20 protein-coding genes are annotated in these 22107 nt (G+C 34.7%); 15 read left to right on the top strand and 5 right to left on the bottom strand.

All coding sequences use genetic code 11. The features are described from left to right. Positions 1-78 precede the first annotated feature (78 nt). The 4 genes from IEV84_RS01170 to IEV84_RS01185 all read right to left on the bottom strand — a co-directional run bounded on the left by IEV84_RS01170 (position 79) and on the right by IEV84_RS01185 (position 7033). Positions 79-1617, bottom strand: coding sequence for a RagB/SusD family nutrient uptake outer membrane protein (locus tag IEV84_RS01170; RefSeq protein WP_188491614.1), 1539 nt, complete (start codon positions 1615-1617; stop codon positions 79-81). A 7-nt stretch (positions 1618-1624) separates the two neighbouring features. Then, positions 1625-5089, bottom strand: a complete 3465-nt coding sequence (locus IEV84_RS01175) for a TonB-dependent receptor (protein ID WP_229732564.1) — start codon at positions 5087-5089, stop codon at positions 1625-1627. Positions 5090-5236: 147 nt separating this feature from the next. Further along, on the bottom strand, positions 5237-6352 hold the full coding sequence (locus tag IEV84_RS01180; protein WP_188491616.1) for a FecR family protein: 1116 nt from the start codon (positions 6350-6352) through the stop codon (positions 5237-5239). Positions 6353-6424: 72 nt separating this feature from the next. Then, the gene (locus IEV84_RS01185; protein WP_188491619.1) at positions 6425-7033 is read right to left on the bottom strand and encodes an RNA polymerase sigma factor; all 609 of its coding nucleotides are present in this window, start codon (positions 7031-7033) and stop codon (positions 6425-6427) included. Positions 7034-7366: 333 nt separating this feature from the next. On the opposite strand from IEV84_RS01185, the gene IEV84_RS01190 reads away from it, so the two are divergent. The 12 genes from IEV84_RS01190 (at position 7367) to IEV84_RS01245 (ending at position 19781) form a co-directional block, all read left to right on the top strand. Beyond that, complete coding sequence (locus IEV84_RS01190; RefSeq protein WP_188491621.1) at positions 7367-7786, top strand: IS1/IS1595 family N-terminal zinc-binding domain-containing protein; 420 nt, start codon at positions 7367-7369, stop codon at positions 7784-7786. A 104-nt stretch (positions 7787-7890) separates the two neighbouring features. Next, on the top strand, positions 7891-8451 hold the full coding sequence (locus IEV84_RS01195; RefSeq protein ID WP_188491623.1) for an acetate uptake transporter: 561 nt from the start codon (positions 7891-7893) through the stop codon (positions 8449-8451). Between the two features lie 141 nt (positions 8452-8592). Beyond that, positions 8593-8787, top strand: coding sequence for a hypothetical protein (locus IEV84_RS01200; RefSeq protein ID WP_188491625.1), 195 nt, complete (start codon positions 8593-8595; stop codon positions 8785-8787). Next, positions 8780-11482, top strand: coding sequence for an ATP-binding protein (locus tag IEV84_RS01205; RefSeq protein WP_188491626.1), 2703 nt, complete (start codon positions 8780-8782; stop codon positions 11480-11482). Before IEV84_RS01200 ends, IEV84_RS01205 begins: the two co-directional genes overlap by 8 nt. Next, on the top strand, positions 11479-11841 hold the full coding sequence (locus IEV84_RS01210) for a response regulator transcription factor (protein WP_188491628.1): 363 nt from the start codon (positions 11479-11481) through the stop codon (positions 11839-11841). The genes IEV84_RS01205 and IEV84_RS01210 overlap by 4 nt, the downstream gene beginning before the upstream one ends. Positions 11842-11865: 24 nt before the next feature. Next, on the top strand, positions 11866-13773 hold the full coding sequence (acs, locus tag IEV84_RS01215; RefSeq protein WP_188491630.1) for an acetate--CoA ligase: 1908 nt from the start codon (positions 11866-11868) through the stop codon (positions 13771-13773). A gap of 185 nt (positions 13774-13958) precedes the next feature. Continuing rightward, positions 13959-15764: a glycoside hydrolase family 13 protein gene (locus IEV84_RS01220; RefSeq protein WP_188491632.1), complete on the top strand. Its 1806-nt coding sequence runs from the start codon at positions 13959-13961 to the stop codon at positions 15762-15764. Between the two features lie 393 nt (positions 15765-16157). Continuing rightward, complete coding sequence (locus tag IEV84_RS01225; protein ID WP_188491633.1) at positions 16158-16835, top strand: glycerophosphodiester phosphodiesterase; 678 nt, start codon at positions 16158-16160, stop codon at positions 16833-16835. Continuing rightward, on the top strand, positions 16832-18043 hold the full coding sequence (locus tag IEV84_RS01230) for a BaiN/RdsA family NAD(P)/FAD-dependent oxidoreductase (RefSeq protein ID WP_188491635.1): 1212 nt from the start codon (positions 16832-16834) through the stop codon (positions 18041-18043). Before IEV84_RS01225 ends, IEV84_RS01230 begins: the two co-directional genes overlap by 4 nt. A 27-nt stretch (positions 18044-18070) precedes the next feature. Then, positions 18071-18424, top strand: a complete 354-nt coding sequence (locus IEV84_RS01235; protein WP_188491637.1) for an iron chaperone — start codon at positions 18071-18073, stop codon at positions 18422-18424. A 24-nt stretch (positions 18425-18448) separates the two neighbouring features. Then, positions 18449-18919: a DUF1905 domain-containing protein gene (locus tag IEV84_RS01240; RefSeq protein WP_188491639.1), complete on the top strand. Its 471-nt coding sequence runs from the start codon at positions 18449-18451 to the stop codon at positions 18917-18919. A gap of 118 nt (positions 18920-19037) precedes the next feature. Beyond that, entirely contained in the window at positions 19038-19781 is a 744-nt protein-coding gene (locus tag IEV84_RS01245; protein ID WP_188491641.1) for a BamP family beta-assembly machinery protein, read from the top strand. 54 nt (positions 19782-19835) lie between these two features. Here the strand turns inward: IEV84_RS01245 and IEV84_RS01250 are convergent, their stop codons facing one another. Continuing rightward, positions 19836-20312 carry a TspO/MBR family protein gene (locus IEV84_RS01250; protein WP_188491643.1) on the bottom strand — a complete coding sequence of 159 codons (477 nt, stop codon included), beginning with the start codon at positions 20310-20312 and terminating at the stop codon, positions 19836-19838. A 101-nt stretch (positions 20313-20413) separates the two neighbouring features. Here IEV84_RS01250 and IEV84_RS01255 point away from each other — a divergent pair, with 101 nt between their 5' ends. The 3 genes from IEV84_RS01255 to IEV84_RS01265 are packed head-to-tail and all read left to right on the top strand — an operon-like array spanning position 20414 to position 22052. Next, positions 20414-21514 carry a diphosphomevalonate decarboxylase gene (locus IEV84_RS01255; protein ID WP_188491645.1) on the top strand — a complete coding sequence of 367 codons (1101 nt, stop codon included), beginning with the start codon at positions 20414-20416 and terminating at the stop codon, positions 21512-21514. 29 nt (positions 21515-21543) lie between these two features. Next, positions 21544-21762, top strand: a complete 219-nt coding sequence (locus IEV84_RS01260; protein ID WP_188491647.1) for a hypothetical protein — start codon at positions 21544-21546, stop codon at positions 21760-21762. Positions 21763-21764: 2 nt separating this feature from the next. Continuing rightward, positions 21765-22052, top strand: a complete 288-nt coding sequence (locus IEV84_RS01265) for a type II toxin-antitoxin system RelE/ParE family toxin (protein ID WP_188491649.1) — start codon at positions 21765-21767, stop codon at positions 22050-22052. Positions 22053-22107 lie beyond the last annotated feature (55 nt).

The following is a 22107-nucleotide window of genomic DNA, read 5'->3' on the forward strand; positions in this document are numbered from 1 at the left end:
TTAAATAATTATAAAAAAATACCCCCAAAATGTAAAATACAATTTGAGGGTATTTAATAAATACAAGATTTTCAGAAATTAATCATATCCAATATTTTGATTATAAAGTCCTGGAGCAGCTAAAAGTTCTTGAAGTGGAATAGGATAAAGCAACATATTTTTATCAATAGTCCCTATATCGCCCGAAGTATCTTCTAAATCTTTCCAAGCATTCATAATTGTCAAAACATTACCGGATCTGATTAAATCAAACCATCTTGTTCCCTCAGAAAAGAACTCTTTTCTTCTTTCGTCAAATAATTGACTCAAAGTTATGTTTGAAGCATCTCTGGCTAAGCCTGCACGTTCTCTCACATCATTTACAATATCATCAACATCAGCTTGAGTTCCACCACCACCATGAAGGGTACACTCAGCCATTAACATCAATACATCTGTATATCGCATTACCATAAAATCTACTCCCCAGTCTTCACGACCAGCAGTTCCATATCTACTTGGATCGATATATTTTTTAAAAACAGGATAATTGTGCGTACCCAGATAAGTCCCTGATGTAACATTATAAGTATCTGCAATTCCAAATATAGCTCTTTGATCAGAAGCACTAAACATAGCTCTAAAACTAGTTGAGATAGGCCTCCCTTCAAGAGATCCTTGTTGTGATAAATTTAAAGAAGCAAAATATGGTTCGTAGCCAACTTCGACCATGAAATTTCCACCTACAGTATTACCTGTACTTTGAGTGTAAGGAATAGTCAATACATTCTCTTTGTTTGCATTTCCTTCAGTTCTAAAAATAGGACTATAAGTTGGTGAGAAAACAAACAAATTACTTGTCTTTATGTCATTCAATTGCTCATAGGCCTTATCCCATTCGTTTAGTCCTAATGTAGCTCCATCTATATCATAGGTTGGACTAGAACGTATCATATATACCATTGCTAATAAGCCTTTTGCACCATAAGTAGTAACTCTTCCAAAATTTGCATTATCATAAGTTGGTGGAAGATCTGCAATAGCCGCTAATAAATCAGAGATAATCAAATCATAAACATCTGTAACAGGCGCTCTCCCATAAGTTAGAGCCTCTTGAGGAGTTACTGTTTTGTCTATCAAAGGAACTCTACCGAACCATCTAACTAAATCGAAATAACAAAATGCTCTGAGAAAACGAGCCTCTGCTATCATAGTACTTTTATCTAATGGATTGATGAAAATATCATCTCCTTTTTCTGCTATTTTCTCCAATAACTGATTTGCTTTGTAGATTGCATTATAGTTACTAGTATAAGCTTCTCTAATGTAAGAATTCGAACTGATTCCAGTTGAGAAGTTATTAATACCTTCCCATTCTCTTGAAGCCTGAGTAGTAGCATAGAAATTATCCGATCTCGTTTCGCTCAAATTTAATATTCTATTAGCGTAACCATAAGTCCCTGAACCATGAAATGCTACCGCATAAGTGGCGTTTCTAGCCTGGATAAATTCAGCAGGGGTAGAATAAAAATTCTCAATTGTTCCTGTTGACAATGGGATTTGATTGAGTTCGTCATCACATGAAACCAGAATAAATAGCACAAAGATATTTACTGCGATATATATATATTTCTTCATTTTCATTTTAATTAAAATTAATATTAAGTCCTAAAACTAATGATTTAGCCATTGGAGCACCTCCGTAATCAACAGGAACTGGAAATCTACCATCACTACTTCCTGCATTGTTTACTGCTTCAGGATTATAACCTACTTTGTATTTATCCCAATAAAACCAGTTTTCTGCACTTAAATAAAGTCTGGCATTATCAATTCTTGATACTGATTTTACCAATTTTGAAAGATTGTATCCTAAGGTTATGTTTCTAATACTAATGTAATCTGATTTATACAACCAATCCGTGTTAGGCTGAAATCCAAAAGTAGTCCTCCAGTTTCCTCTTACAGCAGGATCCACATCTATTGTATTTTCTCCGTAAGACATACCCGTACGATCTATTGCTCTACCAATTAATCCATATACATAACCACCATTTTGCCCTTGAACCAAAACATTCAAATCAAAATCTTTATATTTAAACGTATTAGTAATACCCCATGTATATTTAGGAGCAGGATTACCTACATCAACTCGATCATCGGCGTTAATCTTTTTATCTCCATTTTGGTCAACATATCTTGGATCTCCTAACACTAGTGGATTTCCTCCAAAAGTAGTTCCGCCATTATCAATATCAGCTTGAGTAACAACACCATCTTGCACTACAGTGAATATAGTGTACATAGGTTTTCCAACTTCTAATTTTATAAAAGGAGTACCACTATGTGCTGAAGTAATTTCGATTTTATCCTGATCAGGACCTAAGGCTAAAACTTTATTTTGATTGAAACTTATGTTAGCTGAGGTTTTCCATTGAAAATCTTTAGTAGCAATATTAGTAGTGTTCAATTCAAATTCCCAACCTTCATTTTGTACTTTTCCAATATTAGAAAGATAACTTGTAAAACCCGAAGAAGCAGGAACCGGAACTTGCATTAGTAATTCACTATTTTCTTTTCTGTAATAATCAAATGTTCCAGAAATTCTATGTTTTAATATAGAAAAATCAAGTCCTACACCAATACTTTGAGATTCTTCCCAGTGCAATAGTGGATTTGGAATAGATGTATTTCCTTGTCCTAAACCTGTAGCACCTCCAAGGGCATAATTAAATGGTCCAAGTTTTGAAAATTGATCATAATTCCCAATATTGTTGCTTCCATTTATACCACCACTCGCTCTAAGTTTTAAGTCATTAAGCCAACTTACTTCTTTCATAAAGTTTTCCTCAGTAACTCTCCATCCTAACGACAAAGAAGGGAAAATCCCCCATTGTCTGTCTGAACCAAATCTGGAGGATCCATCTCGTCTAAAACTGGCAGACAACAAATATTTTTCATTGTAATCATATTGAATTCTTCCAAAATAAGAAAGTAAGGTATTTTTTTCTGAACTAGTAGAACCTGTTGAACCATTCGGCAAAGTTTCGATAGTAGGACTGGTATATAAACTGCCTGATGAAAGTGAAGACCTAGTAATTTGGTTTGCACTAAAAGATTGACCTACAAGAAAATTAAAATTATGATTCCCTAGTGATTTAGTATAATTCAAAGTATTTTCATTAACAATATTTTGTCTTCTATAAGTATTATAGGCACCACGAATACTTGCTAAAACATCATTTGGAGTATAACTTTCAGTAGTGTTATCTGTATTATCAAAATTGATACTGCTCTTAACATTTAACCCCTCAATAATTTTATAATCAACATAAGAAGAAATCAAATTTCTAAACATTGCATTCTTGCCTTTTCTTGCTAAAGCACTAAGCATGTCAGTTGTGCTACTCCCCCAAAGATACCTTGTGGTGTATTTTTCTCCGGCACTATTAACAGCACTCTCAAACACAGGTGTAGCTGAAATCGCTTTATGCAAAGTATTGTCTTTTCCTTCAACTCCAGGGTCATTCTTTATGGAATAAGACGGAGCTATATTGATCCCAATTTTAACATTCTCAGACAATTTAATATCCATATTGGCTCTTGCTGAAAATAATTCGTAATCAGTCCCAATAATATATCCTTTGTTTTTTTGATAGCTTCCCGAAACATAATAATTAACAACTTCAGTAGCTCCAGAAGCCGATAATTGATAGTTGTTAAATTCACCAGTTCGGAAAATTCTATCTTGCCAATCCACAAAATCTAATCCTGGATGACCAGGCATATCCCATCTTGGATCATACATATAACGAACATCAAAAGCTCCAGCTGCAATATCCGGATTTCTGTTTAGATTGTATAAATCTCTTCGTTCATCAATCGTTTGAGTAGCTGTTGCGCCAGGTATTCCCGAAGTAACCCACTGAGTATCGATAACCGTTTTAGCTCTTTTTATCCATTGTTCACCATCCAGCATATCTACTCTTTTAGCTTCTTTTGACAATCCGGCATAAGTATTGAAAGTGAATTTAGGCTTTCCTGTCTTACCTCTTTTTGTAGTAATAATCACAACACCATTAGCAGCTCTAGATCCGTAAATTGCAGCAGCAGCAGCATCTTTTAAAACTTCGATAGAAGCAATATCATTTGGATTCATATTATCTAATGGACTACCGTTTGCAAAATTCCCATTGCTATTAGAACTTTCTGTGGTAATTGGAAATCCATCAATTACATACAAAGGTTCATTCCCAGCAGATATTGACCCAGTCCCTCTAATATTGATACTAAATGGTTGGCCTGGTAAACCTGATGTTTGTTTAACTCTAACTCCAGAAATTTGACCTACCATCCCTTGATCTACCCTTGAAATAGGTCTTTCAACAAAATTATCAGTCTTAATAGAAGACAAAGAACCTGTAGTTAATTTTTTCTTTTGGGTACCATACCCCACAACAACCACTTCATTGAGTGATTGCGAAGATTCTTTTAAAGAAATTTTAAAATCTGTTTTATTACCAATTGGAATTTCAATAGCATCATAACCAACAAAAGAAATCACCAATGTTTTAGCGGAATCATCAACACGAATAGAAAACTTTCCATCCATATCCGTTGAAGTGCTGTTAGTAGTTCCTTTTACAAGAACAGTGGCACCTGGCAAAGAAAGTCCGCTGGCATCTACAACTACCCCTGTAAGCACTTTTTGTTGTTGATCATCCAAGGAAACATTTCTTTCTTCGTTTGATTTTGCTTTTTGCAAAACAATTTGATTACTAACAACAGTGTAAGTAATATTAAGTGGTTTTAATACTCTGGAAAGCACTGTAGATAGGATCTCATTAGTGGCTTCAACACTCACTTTTTGATCAAAAGGAACCATTCTGGAATTATACGAAAACTTAACATCGGCTGATTTTCCTAATTCAGACAATGCCTTATTTAAGTTCATATCTGATATCGAAATGGTTACTTTGGTATCTAATTTTCCCTGCCCCAGGCTATTTGCCATAGTTACAGTTGAGAAAACCAGCGCTAATACAAATTGGTATAAAGTCATCTTCATGAGTCGGATTAGTAATCGTTGTTTTACTACGGTTTTTTTCATAATTTTGGTTTGTTTTAATTAATACTATTTGTGGGTATTCTAAGAAACATTTCAACCCCACTTTGCAGAGTGAGGAAGAAGCTTTAGGCGTCGATTATGTTGCAGCATATCGACGCTTTTTTATATGTATTTTACTAATCTTTTCATTTAATTACAACCCTTGGAAATAATTGTTATTTGATTTCCGTTCATGGTATAACTGGAATTTTCACCTATACTTTTGCATATAATCTTTAATTTTTCAGGCAAAGGCTGATCACTTAACGAAGTGGTTAAATGACACTTTTCTAATGCTTTTTTTGGAAAATCAATCTCCACCGCGTAAGCCTGTTCTATAGTTTTAAAAATCTGACTTACAGGTATGTCGCTAAATTCAAAACTCAACTGCTCAATACTTTTCACTGAACTGTTAATCGTTTTATCCAAAGTAATATCTGTAATTTTATCAAAAGTTTGATTTTTACGCTCAAATCGCAATGCCTCATTAGGCAAAAGCACTATTTCCTCCTGTGAAGAATTCCGAATTAGTTTTGCAGCATTTACTTTTACCTTTCCTGTTCTGACTATAACTTCCACATCAGATTCATCCGTATAAGCTTTGATTCGAAAACTAGTTCCTACCACCTTGGTTACAATTTCATTAGCATGAACAAAAAAAGGTTTTTTAGGATTTTTGCTAATTTCAAAAAAGGCTTCTCCTGATAAATAGACGTTACGCTCGTTCCCTTTAAATATCTTTGGATAACTCAACTTACTCTTTGGCTGTAACAATACCGAACTCCCGTCGGACAAGGTTAAAATTTGAGGTTTATTCGAATTATTAATTTGCTCAATCAAACCTTCCTCATCCAGATTACTAACTATTTGCTCGTAATTAGAATAATTTTCGGCTGCATTAAAATAAGTGTTATAAGCATAAAAAGAAAGGAAACCAACTACCAAAATAGCAGCAACTTTTCTAAACCAGGCAGTATTCCACAACTGCACCAGTTTTACCTCCATTTTACGCTCCTGCTCTACTTTTTCAATTTTCATCCATGTATTTTGCAGGGCAGCATCCAGTTGTTGCTGTGACACATCAGACTCCGGAACTTCCATCGCCAAAAGCCACATACGAGCTTCTTCGACCAGCTTGGCTCTTTTAGGATTTTCTAAAGTCCACTCTTCCCAACCCTTTGAATCTTCTTTTGACCGCATCCACAATCGGAATGACTCATCCGCCAAAAAATCTTCTATTTCACTATATTGATTACGATTCTTCATTTTAAAAAAACTTTTACACTATCTTAATAAGGACAGCATCTAACATACATACTCACTAAATTCTAACTTTATTTACATCCAATTAGTCAAAAAAACTAAAAACAAAGCCAGATCCACCTTCCAATCTTTACGAATGTTTACCAAAGCCCGATGTAATAAATTATTAGCCGACTGGTAATTAACATTCAATATTTCTGCCACCTGATCTACATTTAAGCCGTGATGATATCTTAAATACAAGGCTTCTTTTTGTCGGGCAGGCAAAACATTCAACAACTTATTCAGGCGTGCTACTTTTCCGGCAGTCGATTCATCAGAAATTAATTGATGTTCCACCGAAAAATCAAGTAAAAAAGCAACTGCATCTACCGAAGTTGTTTTACTAAAAATCTTATCCCGTTGTTGTAAACGCACAATGCGTTTGCGAACAGAGGACAACAAATAAGCTTTTACCACTACGGTATCACTCAAACTATTTCTATATACCCAGATATCTGTAAAAACGTCCTGAACACAATCCTGGATTTTTTCAGAAAACGGCGAAAACGAATTACCATACTGAATCAGATACCCATAGTATCTTTTAAACAGTATAGAAAAAGCCTTTTCATCTCCAGCTTTCACCTCCGCCCATAATTCATTATCGTCAAGAATTGCGTTATGTAAAATTTGCTTTTTCAAATTCAAAAGATTGCTACTAAATTATTATTTTATAAACCTCTTTACTCTCTTAAAAAAAGAGTTGCTGTTTAATTAGCAACTCTTTTTACCAACTATATGACTAACCAAAATCACATTCAAAAAAAGTTCTTTCTTATATAAAGGACAGCTTTTTTATTATATACTCATTAAATTATAACTTTTTTTTTATTTCGTATAAAAAAAAGCTAAATCCCTTATTTTTGCCATAGCAACAAAGCTGTTTTTCTGCAAAATTCATTACTACATTATAATAAAAAGCGTTTTATTACAAGATATTTGCTAATTTAGTATATTTATGCAAATTTTATATACATGGAAGACATTAACTGCCCAAAATGCCAGGAAAATAAAATAGTAAAAAGTGGTGTTATAAAGCAAAAACAAAGGTATTTATGCAAAAACTGCAACTACTTTTTTACCGTGAGTAAAATGGGTAAAAAAATAGACGACTACTATGTTACCAAAGCTTTACAACTTTATCTCGAAGGACTGAGCTACAGAGAAATAGAACGCATTATTGGTGTTTCGCATGTGAGTATCAGTAATTGGATCAAATCATTCAACATTAAAAAACCGGCTAATTCCAATTACCACCCTACTTATAAAATTTTAAACCACTTAGAATTAGTCGAATACATCAAAAACAAAGAAACCATCTCAGGCGCAGGAATGATTATTACCGAACTTGGCGATAAATTCATGCTTATCAAATGGGAACGATTTAAAAAATAACTATATTCTTTACAATTATATATATCTTATTTTTTTATACAAACAAAAAATCTGAATTTGCCGGTCTATTTAACCCAAAACAACCTTAAAAATTTAAACCAATTATGGAACAAGTAATGAAAGACACTACGGCCAATCCGGCACCACTGGGACTTTTCGGCTTCGGAATGACCACTATTTTATTAAACATCCACAATGCAGGGTTCTTCGACCTCAACGCTATGATTATGGGTATGGGAATATTCTTTGGGGGAACCCAACAGGTTATTGCCGGAATAATGGAATGGAAAAAAGGAAATGGTTTTGCCATGGCAGCATTTACTTCTTATGGTTTTTTCTGGTTATCTCTTGTTGCTTTATGGTTACTGCCGTTAATGGGAGTAAACAAACCTGACGGTGCTTCGATGGGATGCTATTTAGGAATGTGGGGCTTGTTTACATTTGCTTTTTTCATAGGAACATTAAACGGAAACACTATTGGAAAATTGATTTTTGGATCACTTGTAATTCTGTTTGGACTATTATCTGCTGCCAGTTTTACAGGAAGCGAACAAATTCATACCATTGCAGGTTACGAAGGAATTTTATGCGGCTTTTTTGCTTTTTATGAAGCAGCAGCAATTGTAATCAACGAAAAACTGGGCAAACAGGTTTTACCATTATAAAACACCCCGGTCTTCGACCACCCCTCTAAAAGAGGGGAATTCCGAGCGTTATTCCCCTCCTTTGGAGGTGTGCCCAACGGGCGGGGTGGTTATAATAACATTCATATAATGCACTAAAAGTGCATTATATTTTTTATTTCGATGAAAAAAAGACATGAACAAAAATTAATTATCCTTTCGATGCTAATGATTTTAGCATTGAACATTCCGCTTATTCTCTTATTTGACAGTTCAAAAGCCCTGTTTGGCTTTCCCGTGACCTATATCTACATCTTTTCGGCTTGCTTATTCTCCATTGGTATCACCTACTTAATTATTAAAAGATACTATGAGTAGTCTGGGACTCTTATTAATTCTGGCCATCTATGTCGTAATGCTTTTTTACATTGCACATTGGTCTGAAAAAAGAAGTCATTCTAAATGGACTAACAATCCTTATGTCTATTCCTTTTCGCTGGCTGTTTATTGTACTGCCTGGACTTATTACGGAAGCATAGGTTTAGCGGCACAAACGGGTCTGGATTATTTGCCTATTTATCTGGGACCAATAATTATCATTCCCACCTGGATTATTATTTTAAAAAGAATCATTCGAATTTCCAGAGTCAATAAAATAACCAGTATTGCCGATTTTATTTCGTTGCGATACGGTAACAGCCGATCACTGGGCGCCTTAGTTACTTTAATTTCTATTTTTGGAATTGTTCCCTATATTGCCTTACAACTAAAAGCCATATCCGATACTTTTCATGTTGTAACAAAAACACAGGCGAGTTCCAATATTTTTACAGACAATACTACCTATATCTGTATTGCTCTGGCCTTATTTGCTTCTTATTATGGTAATAAATATGTAGATGCTTCCGAAAAAAGACGCGGAATTGTAACCGCTATTGCCATTGAATCGATTCTTAAATTAGTATTCTTTTTAATCATTGGTATCTATGTTACTTACTTTGTTTTTGACGGTTTTGACGATATTTACAAACAAGCATCCGTTTTAGAAGATTTTGACAAAAAAAATACCATCGGAAATTTAACTAACGGACTCAACTGGTTTTTCCTTTGTTTGATTTCTATGTTTGCCATCTTTATTTTACCAAGACAATTTCACACTGCGATTGTCGAAAATAATCAGGAAAAACACATCCGAACGGCCATTTGGTTACTCCCACTCTACTTATTGCTTTTTAATATTTTTGTCTTCCCGATTGCCTGGGGAGGAAACATTCTTTTTGAAAATCAAGGACTTAACTCAGACACTTATTCATTATTGATTCCGCAATATTTCAACAATAATTTCCTGACAGTCTTAGTCTTTCTAGGAGGATTTTCGGCTGCTATTTCAATGATTATTGTTTCTTCAATCACACTGGCAACCATGCTTAGTAACAACCTTTTAATTCCGTATGGTTTTATTGGTTCATTAAAAAACACCTCACCTGAAAAGAATATCAAACGAATTGTCCTTAGTCGAAAAATAGGAATCTTTTCACTCATCATTCTGGGCTATATTATCTATCGGGTTTTTATTTTAGACTACACCTTAGTTTCCATCGGACTGGTTTCTTTTGTTATCATAGCCCAATTAGCTCCGGCCTTTTTTGGTGGTCTATTCTGGCGAAGGGGTTCTAAAAAAGGAGCAGTAACGGGAATCATTCTAGGCTTTTCAGTTTGTTTTTACACCTTATTAATTCCCTATGCCCTCGGAACAACAAATTCAGGAAGTACTTTTGTTCAGGAAGGTCCCTGGGGAATAGCACTACTGAAACCTTTTCAGCTTTTTGGACTGGATTATTTAGAGCCAATTCCACAGGCGGTTTTTTGGAGTTTGTTAGTCAACTTCTTAAGTTACATGGCGGTTTCGGTAAGTTTTAGTGGCAATTATCGGGAGCGTAATTATGCCGAAATGTTTGTCGATATTGACAAATACATCACTAATCACGAGAATGCCTATGTTTGGAAAGGAACAGCGAATATTTCAGACATTCAAAAAATATTAGAGCGTTTTCTGGGAATTGAAAGAACCCAACGCGCCATGACCATTTTTAAGCTGAAATACAACATCGACAAAGACAACAAAATTGCCGATGCGCGTTTTATCAAATTTGCCGAAAATTTATTGACAGGACATATTGGTACGGCTTCCGCCAAAATAGTTATTGCCAGCGTTACCAAAGAAGACAAAATAAGTCTGCCCGAAGTTTTACGAATTCTGGAAGAATCCAAAGAAAATATTGTTATCAATAAAAAGCTGACTGAAAACTCAAATGAATTAAAAAAAATATCTGAGCAACTTCAAATTGCAAATAAAGAACTCATAAACAAAGACATTCAAAAAGACGAATTCCTCGACACTGTTACACACGAACTAAGAACTCCGATTACGGCAATCAGAGCTGCAACAGAAATTCTGCACGACGACGAGAATATTCCTGCCGAAGTTCGCCAAAAATTTCTGCAAAATATCATCTCAGAATCAGACCGACTCAATCGTTTGATTGATAAAATATTGGATTTAGAAAAATTTGAAACCGGAAAACAAAAAATTTATCTTTCTAAAAACAACCTTTCTCAAACTATTAATAACACTCTGGAATCGCTGCAACAATTAATTGCTAACAAAAACATTTACGTTGATTTCAAAAATCAATCCCGTGAAATAAAAGCTTTTTATGATGAAGAACGCATCATTCAGGTGTTGCATAATTTATTTTCGAATGCGATTAAATTTTGCGAAAGCATAGCCGGAAAAATTACTATTCAATTAATCGAAAATCCCGATTTTGTGTCGGTAAGCATTCACAATAACGGAAAAGAAATTAATCCGGAAGATTTAGAAGCTGTTTTTGACAAATTCTATCAATCCCGAAATCAAAACATCAAAAAACCCATAGGAAGCGGCTTAGGATTAGCCATTTGTAAAAAAATTATCGAACACCATAAAGGAAAAATATGGGCAGAAAGTTCAAAAAGTAACGGAACAACCATTACTTTTACATTGCCCAATTACAATACATCTGAAAAATGAAGAAAATATTAATTGTAGATGACGAACCCAATATTGTAATGTCGCTGGAATACACTTTCAAAAAAAATAATTTTGAAGTATTCATAGCGCGCGACGGGCAGGAAGCATTAGACACTTTACAAAATCATCATCCGGACATCATCATCCTTGATGTGATGATGCCTATGGTAGATGGTTACAGCACTTTGGAACAAATCAAGAAAAACCCGGAATTAGAAAACTGTAAAGTGGTTTTTCTTTCAGCCAAAAACAAAGAACAAGACATTCAAAAAGGACTTGCTTTAGGAGCCAACCTTTATATCACCAAACCTTTTTCGCTGAAAAAATTAGTAGAACAAGTACAAGAATTAATAAACTAACAAAACTAAATATAAACAAAAATCATGAGTCGTTACAAGATAAGTAATTTCGAAGAGTACTTCAAAGAATACAAAAAATCGATTAAAGACCCTAAGAAATTTTGGGACAAAATTGCCTCTGAAAATTTTACCTGGTATCAGGAATGGGACAAAGTTGTTGATTTTAATATGGCTGAAGCTGAAATCAAATGGTTTGTAGATGCTAAAGTCAACATTACTAAAAACTGTATTGATCGTCATTTGGCTAAAAAGGGAGATAAAACAGCCATCATTTTCGAACCAAACAACCCGGACGAAGCCAGCCAATCATTCACTTACAACGAATTGCACCAAAAAGTAAGCAAAATGGCGAATGTATTATTAAGCCAGGGTATTCAAAAAGGTGACCGTGTTTGTATTTATTTACCAATGATTCCGGAACTGGCCATTGCTACACTTGCCTGCGCCCGTATTGGAGCCATTCACTCAGTAGTTTTTGCCGGATTTTCTGCTTCGGCAGTTGCTGCCCGAATCAACGATAGCGAATGTAAAATGGTTATCACTTCTGACGGAGGTTACCGCGGAAACAAAACAATTGACTTAAAAGGAATTGTTGATGAAGCATTAGTAAACTGCCCATCGGTAGAAAAAGTATTAGTTGCTAAAAGAACCAATACGGATGTTCAATTGAAAGAAGGACGTGACCAATGGCTGGCTCCTCTTGTAGAAAAAGCTTCCGACAACAATGCTGCAGAAATTATGGATGCCGAAGATCCATTGTTCATCCTTTACACTTCGGGTTCAACTGGAAAACCTAAAGGAATGGTACACACCACAGCAGGTTATATGGTTTATACTGCTTACACTTTCCAAAACGTATTTAACTACGAAGAAAATGATGTTTTCTGGTGTACTGCCGATATTGGTTGGATTACCGGACATTCTTATATTCTATACGGACCATTATTAAACGGAGCGACTACGGTTATTTTCGAAGGTGTCCCTTCTTATCCTGATTTCAGTCGTTTTTGGGAAGTAATAGAAAAACATAAAGTAAACCAATTCTATACTGCACCTACAGCCATCAGAGCTTTAGCCAAAGAAAGTTTGGATTATGTTCAAAAATACCCTTTAAGTTCGTTAAAAGTAATTGGATCCGTTGGAGAACCTATCAACGAAGAGGCTTGGCACTGGTACAACGACCACGTAGGCGGAAAACGCTGTCCGGTTGTAGATACCTGGTGGCAAACTGAAACCGGAGGAATTCTTATCTCGCCAATTCCGTTTATTACACCAACCAAACCAACGTATGCTACCTTACCTCTTCCGGGAATTCAGGCTGTTTTGATGGATGAAAAACGCAACGAGATTGAAGACAATCAGGTAGTAGGAAGTTTGTGTATTAAATTCCCTTGGCCTGGAATTGCCCGAACTATCTGGGGCGATCACAAGCGTTATAAAGAAACTTATTTCTCTACTTTCCCAGGAAAATATTTCAGTGGTGACGGTGCTTTGCGTGATGAAGTAGGTTATTACAGAATCACAGGCCGTGTGGATGATGTAATTATTGTTTCAGGACATAATTTAGGAACTGCTCCTATTGAAGATGCCATCAACGAACATCCGGCAGTTGCTGAAAGTGCCATTGTAGGTTTCCCTCATGACATCAAAGGAAATGCTTTGTATGGTTTTGTAATCCTGAAAGAAACCGGTGAAAAACGAGACAAAGCTAATTTGGCAAAAGAAATCAACCAACATATTGCCGATCACATTGGACCTATTGCCAAATTAGATAAGATTCAATTTGTATCCGGATTACCAAAAACACGTTCCGGAAAAATCATGCGTCGCATTCTTCGTAAGATTGCCGAAGGTGATTTTTCAAACTTTGGGGACACTACAACATTATTAAACCCGGAAATCGTGGACGAAATTAAAAATGAAAAACTATAATTTTTTAATTTCAATTGTATAAAAAACCAAAAGCTACTCGAAAACCGGGTAGCTTTTGATTTTTATAAAATAATTATTCAAATTAAATTCATACCAAAATGCTATATTTTTGCTACATTCGTTAACTAAGAGTACGCGATTAGTTTTCTGACTTTAACCCATGAGCTTTAATTTCTCTATTTTTTATGAATACTGAGTTAAACACACAAATACAAAGAATTGAACCTCCCTTTTGGTTTTCCGGAATGCACAATCCCCTACTCCAAATCCTTTTTTACGGAACTAATATTGCTCAATGCCAAATTACGATAGAAAACAGTACTGCTGTAAACAATGTAAAACGCACTGAAAACCCGAACTTTCTTTTCGTAACAATCAATACTCAAAAAATAAAAACACCCCAAATTGATTTTATCTTCAAACGAAAAGACAAATCTACTTTTATCCAAAAATATGAGCTAAGAAAACGAAGAAAAAACTCCTCCGTCAGAAAAAGTTTTGATTCTTCCGACAGCATTTATCTCTTAATGCCCGATCGTTTTGCTAATGGAAACCCAAACAATCAAAACGACATTACTACTGTCGAAAAATACAATCGGGATTTACCCGGAGGACGACATGGCGGCGATATCGAAGGCATCATTCAAAATTTGGATTACATACAATCACTGGGAATCACCACGATATGGTGCACACCACTTTGCGAAAACAACGAAGCAGAATTCTCTTATCATGGCTATGCTCAATCGGATGTGTACAAAATTGATCCTCGTTTTGGAACCAATGAAGATTATGTACGTTTAGCCGAAGAAATCCACAAAAGAGACATGAAACTAGTTATGGATTATGTCACAAATCATTGGGGATTATCGCACTGGATGCTTCAGGATTCACCCACAAAAAACTGGATTCATCAATTTGAAAATTACACCGAAACCAATCATAAAAGAAGTACTATAAGCGACATTAATGCCTCAAAAATTGACCGAAACATTTGTCTGAACGGCTGGTTTGTACCCTCAATGCCCGACTTGAACATCACCAATCCACTAGTGTTTAACTACATTTGTCAAAATGCTATTTGGTGGATTGAATATGCTAATCTGGACGGCTTCAGGGTTGATACTTATAATTACTCCGAACCGGAATATATTGCTAAGTGGACAAAAGCAATCACTGACGAATACCCGAATTTCAATCTGGTTGGCGAAATTACGATGCGCAATCAGGGTTTACTTTCCTATTGGCAAAAAGACAGCCCGATAGGAAAAATTCAGAACTTCAATTCCCATTTACCCAGCGTGATGGATTTTGCCCTATCCGATGCTTTGCTAGTTGTTTTCAACGAAGATGATGACAGCTGGGATCAGGGAATTACAAAAATTTATGATATTCTTTCTAAAGATTTTTTATTCCCAAATGTCAACAACTTATTGATTTTTGGGGAAAATCACGATACCAGACGATTGAATCACATTTACAATAACGACATTCGAAAATACAAAATGGCAATGATTATGCTTGCTACTTTGCGTGGAATTCCGCAATTATATTATGGTTCTGAAATTGGAATGACAGGCGATCAAAATCTGGGCGATTCAGATATCCGAAGGGATTTTCCAGGTGGATGGGAAACCGATCAAAATAACGCTTTTCATCATAAAACCCGCTCTGAATGCCAAAAAGCCTATTTTGATTTCACTTCCAAATTATTCCATTGGCGAAAAACAAACGAAGCGGTACATTTTGGTAAAACCACACATTACATTCCCGAAAACAATGTTTATGTTTATTTTAGGTACGATTCAAATAAAAGTGTCATGGTAATTATCAATAATAATCCTGAAAATCAAAATATCGACACCGAACGATTCCAGGAAAACATCAGGAATTATACAACCGGGAAGGAAATTATAACAAACATAAATTTTGATTTATCAAAAGCTATTTCTATCGAAGGAAAATCAGGATTGATTTTAGAATTAGAATAATAATTGGCACGCAGATAAAACGGATGCAACGGATTAACACAGATTAAAATTAATTTCAATAGAATAGGGCTTCAGCCCTATTGATAATAACAAAAACAGATAAGGCTTTAGCCAAAATTCTATTTTAGAATTTAGCTAAAGCCTTTTTCATAATTATTTTTCATCAAAAGAATAGAAAAAAATCTGCCGAAATCCGTTTAATCTGCGTGCCAAAATTAGCTAAGATTTTTTTAAAATCTGAAGCAAAAATCAACCACAAAGAAAAGTTTCATTTTTAAAAGAACAAAACTTTGTGTTTCTCTGTGTTTACTTATCGAATCTTTGTGAAAATAAAACCCCAAACTTTGCGAAGCTTGCCTAAAACTTTGCGAACTTTGTAGTTAAAAAAATTCCATGCTCAAAATAGGTCATCGTGGCGCCAGAGGATACACAGCTGAAAACACTCTGAGTAGTTTTCAAAAAGCAATCGATTTAAAAGTTGATGGCATTGAACTCGACGTGCATTTAAGTGCCGATGGCGAACTTATGGTGATTCACGATGAAACCATTGACCGAACAACTAATGGTAAAGGTTTAGTAAACTCATTTACAAGAGCGGAATTAGAAAATTTCAGCATTGAAGGCAAAGAAAAAATCCCAACTCTTTCAGCAGTTTTTGATTTGGCTGACCGCCGTTGTTTTATCAATATCGAATTAAAAACTTTTGAAACGGCAGCCAAAGTAGTTGCCTTAATCGAAAAATATATCCATAAAAAAAAATGGAATTATACTGATTTCATTGTCTCCAGTTTCAATTGGGATGCCTTAGAAGAAGTTAATTTTGTCAATCCTGAAATTCCAATTGCGGTATTGACCGAAACAGATGTAGATAAGGCTCTGGCTTTCGCCAAAATAATTCAGGCAAAAGCCATCAATCCTGATTTTCAATTACTAAACATTGAAAACATTAAAAGACTACAGGAAAACGGTTTTGAAGTTTATCCATGGACAGTAAACAAAACAGCCGACATAGAAAGAATGCAATCCTTTAACGTAAACGGAATCATCTCCGATTTCCCAGATAGAATATGAATCAAAATTTTGACATAATAATTGTTGGCGGTGGCGCAGCAGGATTTTTTACAGCCATCAACATAGTCGAAAAAAACCCGAAGTTGAAAGTAGCCATTCTGGAACGCGGTACCGAAGTTTTACAAAAAGTCCGTATTTCCGGCGGTGGACGTTGCAATGTAACCCATGCCTGTTTTGAACCTAACGAACTGGTGAAATTTTATCCCCGAGGCGAAAAAGAATTACGAGGTCCTTTTCACCAATTTTGTTCTGGTGATACGATAGAATGGTTTGAAAAACATGGAGTAGAGTTAAAAATCGAAGAAGACGGACGCATGTTTCCTGTTTCTAATTCTTCGCAAACCATTATCGATTGTTTCCTGAAAGCCACTCAAAAATTGGGAATTACAGTCCTAACCGGACAAAGTGTACAATCTATTTTCAAAAAGGAAACCATCTGGAAAATTGATACTCAAAACCAACAATTTGTTTGCGAAAAATTAATCATGGCAACAGGCAGTAATCCTAAAATATGGGAAATGTTGCAACAACAAGGTCACGCCATTATTAGTCCAGTTCCTTCGCTGTTTACTTTCAACATCAAAGATTCCAGAATTAAGGAATTACCCGGTGTTTCGGCATTAGCTACAGTAAAAGTAAAAGACACAAAACTGACTTCAACCGGTCCTTTATTGATTACGCACTGGGGCATGAGCGGTCCGGCAATTTTGAAATTATCAGCTTGGGGCGCACGCATTTTACATGATAAAAATTATCAGTTTAGCATTTTTGTGAATTGGCTTAATGACGTTGAAACCAATGATGCTGTGCAATTACTGAAAGACCTGAAACAAGAACACGTAAAGAAAACGGTCTCTAAAAAATCGCCTTTTGAATTGACGAACCGACTTTGGGAAAGTCTGGTTTTAGCTTCCGGTATTTCATCAGAAACCAAATGGGCAGATTTATCCAAAATTCAATTGCAAAATCTAGCCAGCCAATTGACAAATGCAACTTTTCAGGTCAATGGAAAAAGTACTTTTAAAGAAGAATTTGTCATCGCCGGCGGAATCGATTTAAAAGAAATCAATTTCAAAACCATGGAAAGCAAACTGCATGAAAATCTTTATTTTGCAGGTGAAATTGTAAATATCGATGCAATTACCGGAGGTTTTAATTTCCAAAATGCCTGGACAAGTGGGTTTATTTTAGCGAATGGGATTTCGTAATTTCAAACAACGAATAGCTTTTTGAAAATGAAAGAAGTAGAAGAATATATTAACGTACTCCCAATTGCAATTCAAAAGATAGCTCAAGAAATAAGAAGTATTATTAAAAATGAAGCTCCCGATTGTGTTGAAAGCATTTCTTATGGAATGCCGGCTTACAAAACATTTGGCAAACCCTTAGTTTATTTTGCTGTTTATAAAAATCATATTGGTTTGTATGCTACCCCTTCAGGGCATGAGCAATTTTCGAATGAACTATCAAAATACAAACAAGGCAAAGGTTCTGTCCAATTTCCTCTTGATGCTCCTATGCCTTATGAGCTAATCAGGCAAATAGTGATTTTTAGAGCTCGGGAAAACACCGATAAATTCAAAAAATAATAGCGCTGTAAACAACCTGAAATTATGGAAGAACCTATTGTTAATAAAGAATATCTTTTAGAAAAATTCCCCGGAAAAGGAGGATGGACATTTGCGGCTATTCCTGAGGTTTTACAGGACAAAAAAGCTCCTTTTGGCTGGGTAAAAGTTCGGGGCAGCATTGACGATTATGAATTCAAAAATTACAAACTTATGCCAATGGGGAATGGAAAATTATTCCTTCCATTGAAAGCTGCTGTGAGAAAACAAATTAAAAAAGAAGCAGGTGATTATGTAAAAGTGATTTTATACAAAGATGATTCACCTATTGAAATTCCTGACGAATTAGTAGTTTGTCTCAAAGACGAACCGCTGGCTTACGAAACTTTTGTCAAACTAAAAGAAGGAGAACAAAAAGCTTTCATTGACTGGATTTATTCGGCAAAAAAAGATGAGACTAAAGTAGAACGAATAGCAACTACAATCAAAAAAATCATTAAGGGAGAAAAAATTTAACCAAACACCACCAAATGATTTCTACTACAAAAAATAATTAACAAGATTTTACATATTTAGTAAGTTTTCATTAAGAAGAATCTAATAATTTTACTTTCAACACATTATAACAACATCTATGAAAGTAAAATTACTTGGTTTCTTTCTTTTTATTACTTCTCCATTTATTTTTTCACAAACAATAAAAGGGAAAATTGTATGCAATAGTCATGTAATTCCAAAGGTAGATGTTGTCAATACAAACTCAAAAACACATAGCATTTCAGATGCTAACGGCTACTTTTCAATTGTTGCAAAAATGAATGACACACTCGTTTTTATAACCAAAAACTATGAACTTAAAAAAATCATAATAAATACTTTCATCTTAAATAATAAAGATTTAAGTATTGAATTAATACTAAAAGCAGAAGAATTAAAAGAAGTAGTAATCACTAAAACGCCATCAATTAAGTTGAGCAAAGATAAAAAATGGGAACAAGGAAAACTTGATAAATATGCTTTAGAAAAAGCCGTAAATACTCCAAAAGTTATTGGCGTGAATATGGGAACAATTGAAAATGGAATTGACTTTATTCGAATGGGAAAAGATTTATTTAAGATGCTAAAACTTAAAAAAGAACCTGCTAAAAAAGAAAATTCCATAGTTCCATTCAAAGAGATTGTAGCAACTAACTTTGATCAAAAATTCTATACCGAAAACCTAAAGTTGAAGAAAGAAGAAATCGAAACCTTCCTCACTTTCTGCGATTTTGATCCCGAATCCAAAAAAATGTTATCCAAAAATTCGAATGATCTTGAATTAATGGATTTTTTATACAAAAAAAGCGTTGAATTTAAGAAAATCAACGCTCCGGAATAATCGTTTGTTTTTTATTTGACATTGCTATTGATTTTTGCAATTGTCATTTTTATTCTATCGATTCAACCACCAAATACTTGCGTTCAATACCGCAGCAAAACTCACCCAAGCCAAATACGGAATCAATAAATACCCTGCAATTTTATTGATTTTAGCAAACTGAAAATAGGTTTCGTAAATCATCAGCCATAAAAGAATAATTTCTACTCCGGCCAACATTGGATTCTTCAAACCAAAGAAAAGATAGGACCACAAAGCGTTTAATCCCAACTGAATGATAAAAAACAGCATGGCTTTTTGAACAATTTCACTTTCGTAAGCAATTCGGTCCCAAACCAGTCCGGCAGCCACTCCCATCATCACGTACAACAGTGTCCAAACAGGCGCAAAGACCCAATTAGGTGGATTAAAACTTGGCTTATTCAAAGTAGGATACCAATCTGTTATAGCAGAACGCGTTACAGTTCCTGAAAAATATCCCACGGCCAGACATATAGCAACGGCAACAAGTATTTTAGTAATCTTATTCATTTTATTTTTTTTCCAAAAATACTAAACTTTATACCGATTCAACAAATAAAGCCATCTGGTTATATCCCAAAAAAAGTATCTTTGCGCAAATTTTATCATTCATGTTTACAGCAAACGATTTTATTCCAAGTCAATATTCTCAAACTATAGAAAGCGGTCAATTTCAATGGAGCGCACCCAGCAATATCGCTTTGGTGAAATATTGGGGAAAAAAAGCGAATCAAATTCCGGCTAATCCTTCGGTGAGTTTTACTTTGAATAACTGTAAAACGATTACCAAATTGGCTTTCGAGAAAAAAAACATCTCGACTCCGCTCGATGTGACAAATAAATTTTCATTTGATTTATTTTTTGAAGGAAAACCAAAAGAAGATTTCAAACCAAAAATCCAGAAATTCTTCGAGCGAATTGAAATCTATTTGCCGTTCCTGAAAGAGTATCATTTTACAATTGATACCGAGAATACTTTTCCGCACAGTTCCGGAATTGCTTCTTCGGCATCAGGAATGGCGGCATTGGCAATGAACCTAATGAGTTTGGAAAAAGCTTTGAATCCAGCAATGTCTGATGAATATTTTTATCAAAAAGCATCACTTTTAGCCCGATTAGGTTCCGGAAGTGCTTGCCGAAGCGTAAAAGGTGAAGTTGTAGCTTGGGGCAACCAGGCAAATATTAAAGGAAGCTCGGATGAATATGGAATCGAATTTCCATATAGCATTCATGAAAATTTCAAAAATTATCAGGATACAATTTTGCTAGTTGACAAAGGAGAAAAACAGGTTTCGAGTACTGTAGGGCATGACCTGATGCACAACCATCCTTTTGCCGAAAGACGATTTGCGCAGGCGCACGAAAACTTAGACAAACTCATTGCAATTTTCGAAAAAGGAAATTTGGACGAATTCATTAAAATAGTTGAAAGTGAAGCCCTGACTTTGCACGCCATGATGATGACTTCGATGCCGTATTATATCCTGATGAAACCAAACACATTGCAGATTATCAATACTATTTGGAAATTCAGAAACGAAACTCAAATCCCGGTTTGTTTCACTCTTGATGCCGGTGCTAATGTGCATGTTTTGTATCCAAATAAAAATAAAGAAAGCGTATTGCAATTTATTAAGGACGAATTAGTTGACTTTTGTCAAAATGGGCAGTACCTTTGTGACGAAATTGGAAACGGTGCAATGCAATTGTAATTTTTGTATCTTTAGTAAAATTTTAGATTATGGATATTCAATTAGAGAAATTAGAGTTGATAAAATTATTGGCTGAAACCAATGATGAATCTATTATTGCATCTATTAAAAACATTTTCAATTCAAGGAAAAAAGATTTTTGGAACGATTTAACTGAGGAACAACAAAATATAATAAATGAATCTTTAGAAGAATATGAAAAAGGTAATTTTTCTTCTTTTGATGACTTTATAAAACCGCATCTTTAAGAATGAAAAGAGAGGTTGTAATTACTCCCAGAGCCAAAATTGAAGTTGAAAACATTTTTAATTATATAGAAGCAAAGTGGAATAATGAAATCAAGAAGAAATTTTCAACTAAAGTGAATGCTGCTATAAAATTAATTATTGAAAATCCGGAATTATTTCCAATTTCAAACACAAATAAAAAGATTAGAAAAGTTGTTATCAGTAAACAAACCAGTTTGTTTTATCATTTCAACTCTAAACATATTGTCATAGTCTCAATTTTTGACACCAGACAAAACCAAATAAATTGAAAGATTTAAAATAAAATTATGAAATCGCCACTAACAAAAACTTTGCACAAGCAAA

The sequence above is a fragment of the Flavobacterium palustre genome, assembly GCF_014639535.1.
GTDB lineage: Bacteria > Bacteroidota > Bacteroidia > Flavobacteriales > Flavobacteriaceae > Flavobacterium > Flavobacterium palustre.

Bases quoted from the DNA above. Each gene is read 5' to 3' on its own strand.
- IEV84_RS01170 (WP_188491614.1), bottom strand. From the start codon at position 1,617: ATGAAGAAATATATATATATCGCAGTAAATATCTTTGTGCTATTTATT.
- IEV84_RS01175 (WP_229732564.1), bottom strand. From the start codon at position 5,089: ATGAAAAAAACCGTAGTAAAACAACGATTACTAATCCGACTCATGAAG.
- IEV84_RS01180 (WP_188491616.1), bottom strand. From the start codon at position 6,352: ATGAAGAATCGTAATCAATATAGTGAAATAGAAGATTTTTTGGCGGAT.
- IEV84_RS01190 (WP_188491621.1), top strand. From the start codon at position 7,367: ATGGAAGACATTAACTGCCCAAAATGCCAGGAAAATAAAATAGTAAAA.
- IEV84_RS01195 (WP_188491623.1), top strand. From the start codon at position 7,891: ATGGAACAAGTAATGAAAGACACTACGGCCAATCCGGCACCACTGGGA.
- IEV84_RS01200 (WP_188491625.1), top strand. From the start codon at position 8,593: ATGAAAAAAAGACATGAACAAAAATTAATTATCCTTTCGATGCTAATG.
- IEV84_RS01205 (WP_188491626.1), top strand. From the start codon at position 8,780: ATGAGTAGTCTGGGACTCTTATTAATTCTGGCCATCTATGTCGTAATG.
- IEV84_RS01210 (WP_188491628.1), top strand. From the start codon at position 11,479: ATGAAGAAAATATTAATTGTAGATGACGAACCCAATATTGTAATGTCG.
- acs (WP_188491630.1), top strand. From the start codon at position 11,866: ATGAGTCGTTACAAGATAAGTAATTTCGAAGAGTACTTCAAAGAATAC.
- IEV84_RS01220 (WP_188491632.1), top strand. From the start codon at position 13,959: ATGAATACTGAGTTAAACACACAAATACAAAGAATTGAACCTCCCTTT.
- IEV84_RS01225 (WP_188491633.1), top strand. From the start codon at position 16,158: ATGCTCAAAATAGGTCATCGTGGCGCCAGAGGATACACAGCTGAAAAC.
- IEV84_RS01230 (WP_188491635.1), top strand. From the start codon at position 16,832: ATGAATCAAAATTTTGACATAATAATTGTTGGCGGTGGCGCAGCAGGA.
- IEV84_RS01235 (WP_188491637.1), top strand. From the start codon at position 18,071: ATGAAAGAAGTAGAAGAATATATTAACGTACTCCCAATTGCAATTCAA.
- IEV84_RS01240 (WP_188491639.1), top strand. From the start codon at position 18,449: ATGGAAGAACCTATTGTTAATAAAGAATATCTTTTAGAAAAATTCCCC.
- IEV84_RS01245 (WP_188491641.1), top strand. From the start codon at position 19,038: ATGAAAGTAAAATTACTTGGTTTCTTTCTTTTTATTACTTCTCCATTT.
- IEV84_RS01250 (WP_188491643.1), bottom strand. From the start codon at position 20,312: ATGAATAAGATTACTAAAATACTTGTTGCCGTTGCTATATGTCTGGCC.
- IEV84_RS01255 (WP_188491645.1), top strand. From the start codon at position 20,414: ATGTTTACAGCAAACGATTTTATTCCAAGTCAATATTCTCAAACTATA.
- IEV84_RS01260 (WP_188491647.1), top strand. From the start codon at position 21,544: ATGGATATTCAATTAGAGAAATTAGAGTTGATAAAATTATTGGCTGAA.
- IEV84_RS01265 (WP_188491649.1), top strand. From the start codon at position 21,765: ATGAAAAGAGAGGTTGTAATTACTCCCAGAGCCAAAATTGAAGTTGAA.